A 12,018-nucleotide genomic window follows, 5' to 3' on the forward strand; every position below is an offset into this window, starting at 1 on the left:
TTATACTCCTTTACTAGGTAACACTTTTGATAACCAGAAATACCCGACTAACGCCGCCATAATCGAACCGATTAAGGTTCCTAGGCGTGCTAAGTCACCGTACATAGGATCTGCATGTTCAAAGGCTAACGACGCAATAAACATAGACATAGTAAAACCAATACCGCACATGGCCGCGACTGGGGCAATTTGCTTCCAACCTACGCCATCGGGTAACTGAGCCAATTTAAGTTTCACCGCAATATAGCTAAACACCATCACACCAATGGGCTTACCTAACATCAGGCCCAGTGCAATACCGACAGGTACCGGAGAAATTAACGTCTCCAAATTCATATTGCCGACATAAACACCCGCATTGGCGAAAGCGAACACTGGCAGAATGAAGAAGGTGCTCCAAGGGTGCAAACTGTGCTCTAAGCCTTCTGAAGGTGAGCTGCCATCCTTTGCCCGTAATGGAATGCAGAAAGCGATGATGACGCCAGCCAGAGTCGCATGCACTCCAGACTTAAGTACGGCGACCCAAAGGATTAATCCTAAAATGCCATAGGGCAAAAGTGAGGTGACCCCTTTGCGGTTTAACCCAACCAAGCCCGCAATCGCTAAACTGGCAATCACTAAACTGATGGTTGATAGGTCGGTGCTGTAGAACAGCGCGATAATCACTATGACACCTAAGTCATCGATAATCGCTAAAGCAAGTAAGAAGACTTTCAGTGAAACGGGAACGCGGCTCCCAAGCAGCGCCATAATACCTAAAGCAAACGCAATATCCGTCGCGGCAGGAATCGCCCAGCCCGCTTGTGTGACCGGATCGCCATAGTTAAACAGTAAGTACACCCCAGCAGGGACTAACATGCCGCCAATGGCCGCAAAGGTAGGCAGAGAGGCTTGAGCGACACTCGATAAGGCACCTTCGAGTAACTCACGTTTAACTTCTAAACCAATAAGCAAAAAGAATACGGCCATCAGGCCATCGTTGATCCACAGAATTAACGGCTTATGAATATCGAGCTCGCCAATTTTAACTTGTACGTCAGTGCCTAAAAAGCCTTGATAAAGTCCAGATAAAGGGGAATTGGCCATCAGCATAGCTAAGGCAACAGCAACCAATAATAGGATACCGCCAGCCGATTCTTGGCTCAGAAAATTTCTAATTGCTTTTTCCATCGTGCACTCCTAAAAATCATAATGAATTGAGTGTAGACGAATTGTAACAACAAATATAATCGTAAGTTTCGACCTAACACCTCGGTTATTCCGAGGTATTGGTCGAAAAAATGCACGTTACACGGCGACAGGTGCTTTGATATGGGGATGTGGAGCGTAGTTTGTTAGCTCGAAATCGTCGAATTGATAATCAAAAATTGATTCAGGTCTACGTAAAATCGTCATGGTTGGCAATGGCATTGGCTCACGACTTAACTGCAATGCCGTTTGTTCCATATGGTTTGAATATAAATGGGTATCACCACCCGTCCACACGAAATCACCTAAGGCCAAGTCACATTGCTGGGCCACCATCATAGTTAACAAAGCATAACTGGCGATGTTAAATGGCAAACCTAGAAACACATCACAGCTGCGCTGATACAGCTGACAAGATAATTTGCCATCAGCCACATAGAACTGGAAAAACGCGTGGCATGGCGCCAAGGCCATTTTATCCAGCTCGCCCACGTTCCACGCAGAAACGATAAGGCGGCGAGAATCAGGCTGAGATTTTATCTGGGCAATAACTTGTGAAATCTGATCGATAGCATCGCCACTCTGGGTTGGCCAGCTGCGCCACTGGGCACCATAAACCGGCCCTAAATCGCCATTGTCATCGGCCCATTCATCCCAAATACTGACCTTGTTTTCGCGTAAATAGGCAACGTTAGTTTCACCCTTCAGGAACCACAGCAATTCGTGGATGATAGAGCGCATGTGGCATTTCTTGGTGCTTACCAAAGGAAAACCTTTGCTCAAATCGAAGCGCATTTGATAGCCAAATACTGAGCGAGTCCCCGTACCAGTGCGATCCGATTTATCCACACCTTCGGCTAAGATGTGCTTCATTAAGTCTAAATACTGTTTCATTGCTGCTTACCTTGCTTACGAAAAATCAAGTACAAACCGATTAACACCATAGGGATAGAAAGTATCTGCCCCATGGTCATCAATCCCCAGTAGAGTCCCAACTGTGCATCGGGTTGCCTCACCGTTTCTACCATAATACGGAAAATACCGTAACCGACTAAGAACATACCAGAGACGGCACCAACTTTATCGGTACGTTTACTAAACCAGTAAAGTAAAAGAAATAACGCCACACCTTCAAGTGCAAATTGGTACAACTGAGAAGGATGGCGCGGTTCGGGGCCTCCAGTTGGAAACACCATGCCCCATGGCACGTCTGTGGTTCGGCCCCAGAGTTCACCATTAATAAAGTTACCAATACGCCCTGCGCCTAAACCGATAGGCACCACAGGTGCCACCATATCGGCGACCGCAAAGAAGGTGCGCTTTTGTTTCCAGGCGATATAAATCATCGCCACTATCACGCCCATCAAACCGCCGTGGAAGGACATGCCGCCTTCGGAGATTTTAAATAAATACATAGGGCTGGCGAGGAAATAATCGAAATGATAAAAAAGCACATAACCGACACGCCCGCCAAATATCACCCCAAGAAAACCATAAAAGAGTAAATCTGACACTTGCTCCCGCGACCACACTCCTTTGGAGCGGTCAGCTTGTCGGTTCAACAACCACATAGCCGCAACAAATCCGACTAAATAGGTAAAACCATACCAACGCAGTGCTGGTTCAAAGGTGTGTCCAAACAGATTAAAGGGTCCAAATGATACGATCACGGGATCGATATTGGGGAAACTCAACGCCATAACACATCCATTAGCAGCCTCAAATAGAGGTAAACATAAAAACTAGGTCAGAATTAATTTAAGGCCGACACACAGCAATAACAGTGCAAATATCTTTTTAAGTACCGATGTTGGCCAAGTGCTTGCCGCTTTCACGCCAACGGGCGCCATCAGGACAGAAGTGATCACTAAACCGAACAAAGCAGGTAAAAAGATAAAACCTAAGGTGCCATAAGGTAACTCGGGCGCATTAAGACCTGCGATGATATAGCCGAAACTGCCCGACAGGGAGATCAACAAACCCGTCGCCGCCGAAAACCCAACCGCGTAACGCATCTGCAGACCAAAAAAGGTTAAAAACGGCACTAACAATACCCCGCCACCAATTCCCATTAATCCTGCAATTACAGCGACGATTACAGCAACCACAAACAGAATAATTGAACTAGGTAATTCTCGATTCGATTCAGTTTTAAGGGGATACGCCATCTGAATCGCCATTAAAATCACAAAAGCTGCAAAGCCTTGTTTAAGAGTTGCAGCAGGGATCTGTTCGGCAATGAAACCTGACATCAACGCACCGAGCACAATCCCAGGGAACATAGTACGAAACAATCCCCACGGCACGTTCCCCCGCTTGTGATGCGCTCGCATCGATGAGATAGAAGTGAGAATAATGGCCGCCAGCGAAGTGGCAATCGCAATATGGGGTAATTGCGCAGAAGTAATCCCAACGGAAGGCAGAATATAAAGCAGCGCAGGCACTACAATCAAGCCGCCACCGATACCTAATAATCCCGCCATAAAGCCGACAAATGCACCTAAAGCTAAGCAAATAAAAAACACCGACAACAAACTATCCACACGAGTACCTACAGCGTGATAAATTGAGGGCCTTAGCTTAAAGCAAAAGACAAGATTAGTTAATTAAGAATTGTCGAGAGACCATGCTGGTTTAAATATTCTTTAACCAGTTCCCGCACTTGAAAACCGTTTGATAGGCTCAAGGCTTGAGCGAGCAATTGATCTAAATCGGCCCTTGCAACACGGCGCAATAGATAATTAATTCGCGCTAAACTGCCCTGATTCATACTCAATTGATCGTATCCCATGGCCACCAACAAAATGGCGCCCATAGGCTCGCCCGCGAGCTCTCCACAAATACTGATATCAAGTTTATGATATCGACAATCTAAGTGAGCCTGATGCAAAGCCCGCAGTATCCCCGGATGATAACTGTCAAATAACGAGCTCACCCGCGGATTGTTACGGTCAACCGCAAGCAAATACTGGGTTAAGTCATTACTGCCAACGGAAACAAAATCTACCCGTTTTGCCACATCATCCAATTGATACAACATCGCCGGCACTTCGAGCATAATGCCGATGCGTGGCATCACTATGTTGCTATTTACATCGTTTTTAAGTTCGACATAGGCTTGCTGCAGATATTCTAAGGATTGATCGATTTCATCTAAGTTACTGACCATGGGCAGTAAAATACTTAATTGCTTACCATCGCCACCTGCCTGCAACATGGCCCGTAACTGCACCAAAAATAGCTCAGGATGATCCAGCGACAAACGGATCCCACGCCAACCAAGGAAAGGATTATCTTCTTTAATCGGGAAATACGGCAAAGGTTTATCACCGCCAACATCCAAAGTGCGCATCACCACAGGTCGACCAGACGCCGCCGACAAGACCTGTTGATACACTTTCACTTGCTCAGATTCACTCGGGAAACGTTGTTGCAGCATAAAAGGAATTTCGGTGCGATACAGTCCAATACCGTCGGCACCTTCGGCAATTTCAGAAGCCACGCCGCTGAGTAAGCCCGCATTTAAATACAAACGAATACGTGAGCCATCTAAGGTCACAGAAGGCAGTGCTAATTCTTGAGCATACTGGCGTTGCAGCGCTTTTTGCGCCGAAATTAAGCTGCGATACTCACCAACAATCGCCGGTGATGGCGACACCAATAGCTGGCCACGGCTGGCGTTCACCACTAAGAGTTTTTGATCAATATTGGCGGATAACAGTTGTTCTACACCGGTAATGGCCGGCACACCTAAGGCGCGGGCTAAAATAGCGGCATGGGAGTTTACGCCGCCAAGCTCAGTGACAATCCCCGCAAGTTTCTGCCTTGGGAACTCAGCCAGCATAGTCGCATCGGCTTCGCGGGTAATTAAAATGACAGGTTTATCGGGTTCAAGCTCTAAACGCTCTGGCTCAATCAGCTGGCGCAATACTTTTTGGCCTAAGTCGCGGATATCACTCGCCCGCTCCTTAAGATAAGGATCTTCCATCGCCAAAAATTGCTGAATATAACGCAAGGACACTCGGCTCACCGCCGATTCAGCAGCCCAACCTAATTGCACCTCGCGGGCATACTCTCCGCCTAAACTGGCATCATCAAGTAATAGCTGTAATGCATTGAAAATAGAGACGACTTCGTCATCTTGCTCGCGATCAAACCGCTGAGATAAAGCACCAATCGCTTCTTTACAACGCACCATAGCCGTCGTTAAGCGGCTGGACTCATAGGTAATGTCGTCAGAGCGCACGTCGGGCTGCTCAAGGGGGATTTCTCCACCGAGCACAAAGGCATACGCAATGGCGATACCGTTTGACGCCGACGTACCTTGAAATAGAATTTGTTGATGATGGGAACTGACTTGGGCTTTTTGTTTTAAGCCGCGCACCGCCATCGCTAACTGGGCGGCGAGTGTCATCAGGAAAGCTTCTTCACCTTCACTGAATTGGCGCGCACTCGCCTGCTGAACCACTATCACCCCGACCACGGCTTTCTGGTAGATGATAGGTACGGCTAGAAAGGCGCGGTATTCTTCTTCGGCGACTTCAGGGAAAAGTTTGAATCTGGGATGAAGCCGTGCATCCGCTAAGTTAACAGCCTCTTCTCGCTGGGCAGCGAGTCCCACTAAACCTTCAGTCAGCGGCATACGTACCCGACCAACGGCGCTTTTTTCAAGACCGTCGGTTGCAGATAACACCAGTTCTTGCTCTTCTAGGATATAGATGGAGCAACATTGGGTTTCCATCGCCGCTTTAGTCGATGAGACTAAGACTTCTAATGCGGTTTCCAAACTGTGGGCAGATGCCACAGCCTGAGTAATATCCCTAAGCGTATTTAACACTGTTTTCAATCCTCTTTTGAAAATCAGCCCGTTGTTTTTTGCCTTCCCCGTTTCCTAGGTATTTCTAGGGTCTGGAATGACAATGCCGTTACCGCAAACTCTTTCATCACCTTACGATAAACATCACGCTTAAATGACACGACTTGCCGCACAGGATACCAATAACTTACCCAGCGCCAATCGTCAAATTCAGGATGCCCAGAGGAACTCAAATTAATCGCACTATCTTGGCTTTTCAGTTGTAACAGAAACCACTTTTGTTTTTGCCCAATACACACAGGTTTACTGTCTTGTCTGACTAAACGCTTTGGCAAACGATAGCGTAACCAAGAACGGGTCGAGGTTAGGATATGCACGTGTTCGGGTCTTAGGCCCACTTCTTCATATAGCTCACGGTACATTGCCTCTTCTGCTGTCTCGCCATCATCGACACCACCTTGAGGAAATTGCCATGAGTGTTGACCGAAGCGTCTGGCCCACATGACTTGGCCATATCTGTTACAAATTATAATGCCCACATTTGCGCGAAAGCCGTCGCTATCAATCACATGGACTCCAAATCACATTAAATTTTAATAAACTGATTGTTTCATAAAGCTAGTCTCTCAGCAAACCTCTATTTCACCCTAGGCATTGGATAAAATCACACTTAAAAGACATTTATCAACAAAGCTAGGGGATGAAATGCGGGGATATCCACATTTTCTGTGGATATCTCTGTTTGAAACTCAGGTAAACTTGTTATAACGCTCAAAAAACATCTATTTAGCGCCATTTGATTAATTTAGAGTTAAAACTTTATCTAAAATAAATTCAATAACTTGAATGAAAATTATAATTTATTAATGGCAAAAAAAGCAATAAAGCTCATTATTTAACCAGCTAGAGCTATTTCTATGGTTCTCACGATATTACTCAACTTTATACACAAATAGTGTCCACAACTGTCCACAAAAGCCGGAATAAATGCCCTTTATTCGCATTGACTTGGGGTTTTTATTAGGTTATGGGACGCATTTTACTGAGTTATCCATAATATCTGTGGATAAGTATGTGGGGAACGCAAGGGAAAGCAGAGAGTAACTTTGAACACTTTTTTGCAAAACGGGGGGTAACTCGGATATGAAATTTAAAATCAGATACTTAGAATAAAAACATTCGGTACAAGTTTCCTCAAATTGCGGAGTTCATTTTTTAACCGCCATTGCTAAGCGGTTATTTTTAAGTAAAATCCAGCCATGAATCGAATTATCCCCCCCGAAAATCTCCCTGAGCTACTCGAACGCGCCCATATGATGGCTGGCGTGAGTTTGGCGCAAATTGCCGCCCAAAGAGGCCTAAGTGTCCCCAAGGATCTTAAGCGGGATAAAGGCTGGGTCGGCCAATTAATCGAAATGGAACTGGGCGCGACGGCAGGCTCTAAACCTGAGCAAGATTTTCTGCACTTAGGTGTTGAGCTTAAAACTATCCCCATCGATTCACAGGGACGTCCATTGGAGACCACTTATGTCTGCGTGGCGCCGCTGTCGAATATCCAAGGGTTAACCTGGCAAAACAGCTTAGTCTGCCATAAGTTACAGCGCGTCCTTTGGGTACCCGTTGAAGGTGAGAGGCATATTCCTGTGGGAGAGCGCCGTATTGGCACCCCGATATTGTGGGAGCCTGATCCACAGGAGTTGCAATTGCTGCAACAGGATTGGGAAGAGATCATGGAGCTTATCGCCCTCGGCAAAGTCGAAAAACTCACCGCACGCCACGGCGAAGTACTGCAATTACGTCCCAAAGCCGCCAACAGTAAAGCATTAACGCAAAGCATTGCCGAAGATGGAAGCCTCAAAATGACCAACCCTAGGGGTTTTTATTTAAAGACCAGTTTCACCGCCATGATACTTAATAAGGTTTTTGGTTAATATTTAGTGACGATATAGACTTAGATTGATCCAGATCACAAATTTCACTGGCACTAAGGTGACTCTTTTCTATAAACTACGGCATTCTGAAATCACAGCCGTATTCGGATACCCATCACGCAGTGAGAGCACGTAGACAAGCGAAAAAACTCCTTTTTGCGATTTTAGCTTGGGCGATTGCCATGGCTGCATTCGTGTTTTTTCGATATGCCCAATCACCAGAACTGCCCCAATGGGCGGTAGGTTCGGCTGATCTCGCGACACTTGCTATCTATATGGGGATAATTTTTGGCAGCCTGCATTGGATGTCGAACGTTATTGCTGATTTCAGTGCTATCAATCGCCTGCCCTATGTGTTTTCTGTCATCTTTAAAGGCTTGTTTTTATTACTGGGAGCGACAACATTAGCTTACATGACCCAATTTTTGAATATGTGGGCCATCGAAAATCACATGTCGACCCTAAGACAAATGCTGACGGCGCACATTCTCTACAGTCCTTCATTCCAAGCATTGATCGTCTATCTGGTGGTCGTGCGAGTCAGTTTAGCCTTCGTTGAGCAAATGGCGCTGTTAGTTGGCCCACGTATACTGCTCAACATTGGCCTCGGTAAATACCATAAGCCAAGGTACGAACAACGATTATTCCTTTATCTAGACATGGTCGCCTCGACCACACACGCCGAATCACTTGGGGATTACCGTTTTAGTCGCTTGATCCAAGATAGCTTTAGTTTGCTGTCGGATACTGTGACCAACAACGAAGCCGAGATTTATCGCTATATGGGCGATGCCGTGTTGATCCACTGGCCTTTAGAAGAAGGGATAGTCCACGACCGCTGCATGAATATCTATTTTGAATTTAGTCAGCAACTTAATTGGCAAAGACGTTACTTTGAAGAACACTATGGCTTTGTGCCTAAGTTTAAAGCGGCGGCCCATTGTGGCCAAGTCGTAGCAGCGGTTGTTGGCGTGCAAAAACAAGAGATTAGTTTCTTTAGTGATGTGCTCAATACCCTAGCGAGACTGCAAGATCAGTGTAATCCCTTGGGGCAACGCATGTTGATCTCGGGCGCACTCGCGGGACGTTTAGATAATCCCAACACGCAATATCACCTATCGAATCTAGGCCCAGTCAAACTCAAAGGGAAACAACACTCCATCGAAGTGTTTGGCGTTTCCCCACTCTAATTTCTCATCATATTTAAGCGTTGAGTTGCAGTAACACTTTTTGCTGTGACACTTTGTGCTGTTGCAGCGAGCTTATTGTTCTTCTTTGGTTAATAACTTTTGGATCATTAAACCTAAGGTACGGAAGGTTAAGATCCGGCTGGTCGTTTGACGCCAGACAAGGCCGATATCACGGTAAGGCGCTTCACCCGGCGGCGTCATCACCACCAAATCAGTGTCATTCAAAATACCCGCATCGATTGCCATTTGCGGCAGGAATGTGGTGCCCAGCTTACTGTTCACCATCTGCACTAAGGTATGCAAACTGGTGGCGGCAAACGGATTCACTTTCGCGCTATCCCCAAGCTGACAGGCAGTGATGGCATGCCCCGTAATGCAATGCTCGCTTTGCAGCAGGAAAATACTCTCGTCTGGCAAGGCTTGGTAATCGATCGGCTGATGGATTTCTCCGGCTAAATCCTTATGGATCACCATTTTGAATGGATCTTTACCCACTTTCATACTGTGATAACCGCAGGTATCCACAGGCAAAGCAAGGATCAATAAATCCAGCTCACCCTTACCTAAGGCATCCAGCAAACGCTCAGTGGTATCTTCTTTCAGTAATAAACTCATCGCTGGATAAGACTGCTGGCATTGGCGAATAACACGGCTCAATAGGAAAGGCGCAATCGTTGGGATACACCCTAAACGTATATCGCCTGTCATCGGCTCGCCTTGGTTTTTCACCAATTCAACCAAATCATCCACATCGGTGAGAATTTTACGGGCGCGCTGCACCACTTCTTCACCAATAGCGGTAAACATAAACGACTTATGGTCTCGCTCAATTAACTGATGTCCTAACTGCTCTTCTAAGTTTTGGATCCCACTCGAAAGCGTCGATTGGCTGACAAAACACACCTTAGCCGCGCGGTTAAAATTCTGCTCTTGATGGAGATTCACCAAATAGAATAAGTTTTTTAAGCTAGGTAAACTTTTCATTTTCTCGATTGCCATTAAGGTTATGAATTAAGAAATTAAATCTACTCTAGCATAACTGAAAGCCAATAACGCGGCATTAGATTTCAAGAATGTGAGCCGAATCGACACTCAACCGATTAGCTGTAAACCTTAAGTGGGAGTAACAAACAAAGAGGAGAAAAGCACTCGCGGGGAAACGTAAAAAGCAACAAACTCAGCCGTCAAACTAACGCAATAACGAACGCAACAATCTAACGCAATCATTCACTCAATTGGGCGCAACAACAGATGTTATTGCTGCGCCTTAGCGTATCGATATCTTATGCTTTAGCTTGGAGGAATAACTTTAACTGTTGTAGATCCGCACTCGCATGTTCGACGATCTCAGCAACCCAAGCGCCGTGTTCAGCATCCCATCTTGGCTCTTCACCGTGCTGCAATAACTGGGCGATTTGCTGAATGCGTTTTAAACCTACCGAACCTGCGGCACCTTTAAATTTATGCGCTTCTGAACATAAGGTATCTCTGTCTGCAGCGTCGTTAGCCTTCACTAGATTTCCTACATATTCAGGCATTAACTGCTCAAATAACACCACACTCTTAAGTAAAGTACCGGCACCAATGGCGCTACAGTACTGTTCGAGAGTATTGAGATCTAGGATTACTTCTAATTCAACTGTGGCCATGAGGCCTCCCTTAAGTGGTCCAATGCTTAAAACGAATTTATCACATGATACCCACTAAAATTGTCTGTGCAACTTATAGCGATATCCATGGCCAAATTCAGATTAAAATTAACAAAAAACAAACTAATAGTCGTAAGTAAACACTTACAAAATAATAGCGACGACATAGCATTTAAGGAGGAAATGTATCCCACTAACTTGCCTCTATCGTTGCGCTAATACGTGCCCTTGTCCACCATAAAGCTGTAAATTATCCACAATTGCCACCAATCCATCCCATCGATAGGCACACCAATCTGGTGCTAATAACATAGGTTTTTTCGCATAAGCAGTGACGCGGTGGAAAATCACTTCCGCGGGTGTATGGCGGATCATCTCACCGACACTGCGAGCATAATCTTCAAGACTCAGTAAAGGTAAGCGCCCACTTCGCCACGCCTTGGCCATAGTGCTACCTTCGACGATATGCAAAGGGTGCAACTTCAAGCCATCAACGCCCTGCTGCAATACCGCCGCTAAGGTCGCCATATAATCGCTATGGGTTTCATCGGGCAAGCCAAGAATAAGATGAGTGCACACCTTAAGACCGCGAGCTCTCGCCCTCGACACTGTGTCACAATAACAGGCGAAATCATGGCCGCGATTGATCTTGCGCAGCGTTTCATCTTTAGCGGTTTGCAACCCAAGTTCTAACCACACATCAACACCGTTTGCCTGATAACTTGCCAGTAAATCCAGTACATTATCTGGCACACAATCGGGGCGAGTTCCTACACACAAACCCACTATCTCGCCATCTTTAACGGCTTCATCGTACTTAGCCATTAACACCTGATACTCATCATAAGTGCTAGTGTAAGCCTGAAAATACGCTATAAATTTATCGGCTTGCGCCTGAGGTTTCGCCTCACGATAACGACTCTTACCCTGTTCGAGCTGCTCGGTAATACTCAGCACATCAGCAGTTTGGTGGCTAAATGACGCCACATTGCAGAAAGTACAACCTCCACGCCCCAAGGTGCCATCACGGTTGGGGCAAGTAAACTTGGCATCTATGGTGAGTTTTCGCAGTCGCGTACCATATCGCGCCTTGCAAACGGCACCAAAGGTGTTCACATATGCATCAAGCCCCATCAGAGCACCCACCAAATTTCATATCGCTTCATTGAGAATAACCAAGATAAAATCACAAATAGAAAAGAAAATACGTGAACAAATAGAAGAAAAAGCTTAGTGTAAACAAG

General features: G+C 45.9%; 11 protein-coding genes. 2 read left to right on the top strand and 9 right to left on the bottom strand.

Features of this window, described 5'->3' with window-relative positions:
* The 6 genes from nhaA to rppH all read right to left on the bottom strand — a co-directional run bounded on the left by nhaA (window position 1) and on the right by rppH (window position 6,573).
* Window positions 1–1,170: a Na+/H+ antiporter NhaA gene (gene nhaA / locus KV201_RS06280; protein ID WP_226058833.1), complete on the bottom strand. Its 1,170-nt coding sequence runs from the start codon at window positions 1,168–1,170 to the stop codon at window positions 1–3.
* Window positions 1,171–1,287: 117 nt separating this feature from the next.
* Window positions 1,288–2,082 carry a thymidylate synthase gene (thyA, locus tag KV201_RS06285; RefSeq protein WP_006085062.1) on the bottom strand — a complete coding sequence of 265 codons (795 nt, stop codon included), beginning with the start codon at window positions 2,080–2,082 and terminating at the stop codon, window positions 1,288–1,290.
* The gene (gene lgt, locus KV201_RS06290) at window positions 2,079–2,888 is read right to left on the bottom strand and encodes a prolipoprotein diacylglyceryl transferase (protein WP_226058834.1); all 810 of its coding nucleotides are present in this window, start codon (window positions 2,886–2,888) and stop codon (window positions 2,079–2,081) included. The genes thyA and lgt overlap by 4 nt, the downstream gene beginning before the upstream one ends.
* 42 nt (window positions 2,889–2,930) lie before the next feature.
* On the bottom strand, window positions 2,931–3,731 hold the full coding sequence (locus KV201_RS06295; RefSeq protein ID WP_106649843.1) for a sulfite exporter TauE/SafE family protein: 801 nt from the start codon (window positions 3,729–3,731) through the stop codon (window positions 2,931–2,933).
* A 59-nt stretch (window positions 3,732–3,790) separates the two neighbouring features.
* Window positions 3,791–6,025, bottom strand: coding sequence for a phosphoenolpyruvate--protein phosphotransferase (ptsP, locus tag KV201_RS06300; protein ID WP_226058835.1), 2,235 nt, complete (start codon window positions 6,023–6,025; stop codon window positions 3,791–3,793).
* A 23-nt stretch (window positions 6,026–6,048) separates the two neighbouring features.
* A complete protein-coding gene (rppH, locus tag KV201_RS06305; RefSeq protein WP_006080762.1) occupies window positions 6,049–6,573 on the bottom strand; it encodes an RNA pyrophosphohydrolase in 525 nt (174 codons plus the stop codon).
* 690 nt (window positions 6,574–7,263) lie between these two features.
* On the opposite strand from rppH, the gene mutH reads away from it, so the two are divergent.
* Window positions 7,264–7,935 (top strand): DNA mismatch repair endonuclease MutH, encoded by a 672-nt coding sequence (mutH, locus tag KV201_RS06310; RefSeq protein ID WP_107402370.1) that lies wholly within the window; start codon window positions 7,264–7,266, stop codon window positions 7,933–7,935.
* 122 nt (window positions 7,936–8,057) lie between these two features.
* Window positions 8,058–9,125: an adenylate/guanylate cyclase domain-containing protein gene (locus KV201_RS06315; protein ID WP_006080760.1), complete on the top strand. Its 1,068-nt coding sequence runs from the start codon at window positions 8,058–8,060 to the stop codon at window positions 9,123–9,125.
* 72 nt (window positions 9,126–9,197) lie between these two features.
* Here KV201_RS06315 and oxyR read toward each other — a convergent pair whose 3' ends face one another.
* The 3 genes from oxyR to KV201_RS06330 all read right to left on the bottom strand — a co-directional run bounded on the left by oxyR (window position 9,198) and on the right by KV201_RS06330 (window position 11,908).
* Window positions 9,198–10,109: a hydrogen peroxide-inducible genes transcriptional activator OxyR gene (gene oxyR / locus KV201_RS06320; protein ID WP_226058836.1), complete on the bottom strand. Its 912-nt coding sequence runs from the start codon at window positions 10,107–10,109 to the stop codon at window positions 9,198–9,200.
* A gap of 299 nt (window positions 10,110–10,408) precedes the next feature.
* Window positions 10,409–10,774, bottom strand: a complete 366-nt coding sequence (locus tag KV201_RS06325; protein WP_006080758.1) for an Hpt domain-containing protein — start codon at window positions 10,772–10,774, stop codon at window positions 10,409–10,411.
* Window positions 10,775–10,978: 204 nt separating this feature from the next.
* Window positions 10,979–11,908 (bottom strand): TIGR01212 family radical SAM protein, encoded by a 930-nt coding sequence (locus tag KV201_RS06330; protein WP_226058837.1) that lies wholly within the window; start codon window positions 11,906–11,908, stop codon window positions 10,979–10,981.
* Window positions 11,909–12,018: the final 110 nt, after the last annotated feature.

This window comes from Shewanella sp. SR1, from assembly GCF_020447145.1.
GTDB lineage: Bacteria > Pseudomonadota > Gammaproteobacteria > Enterobacterales > Shewanellaceae > Shewanella > Shewanella baltica.

Bases quoted from the DNA above. Each gene is read 5' to 3' on its own strand.
- KV201_RS06325 (WP_006080758.1), bottom strand. From the start codon at position 10,774: ATGGCCACAGTTGAATTAGAAGTAATCCTAGATCTCAATACTCTCGAA.
- KV201_RS06330 (WP_226058837.1), bottom strand. From the start codon at position 11,908: ATGGGGCTTGATGCATATGTGAACACCTTTGGTGCCGTTTGCAAGGCG.
- mutH (WP_107402370.1), top strand. From the start codon at position 7,264: ATGAATCGAATTATCCCCCCCGAAAATCTCCCTGAGCTACTCGAACGC.
- nhaA (WP_226058833.1), bottom strand. From the start codon at position 1,170: ATGGAAAAAGCAATTAGAAATTTTCTGAGCCAAGAATCGGCTGGCGGT.
- oxyR (WP_226058836.1), bottom strand. From the start codon at position 10,109: ATGAAAAGTTTACCTAGCTTAAAAAACTTATTCTATTTGGTGAATCTC.
- thyA (WP_006085062.1), bottom strand. From the start codon at position 2,082: ATGAAACAGTATTTAGACTTAATGAAGCACATCTTAGCCGAAGGTGTG.
- lgt (WP_226058834.1), bottom strand. From the start codon at position 2,888: ATGGCGTTGAGTTTCCCCAATATCGATCCCGTGATCGTATCATTTGGA.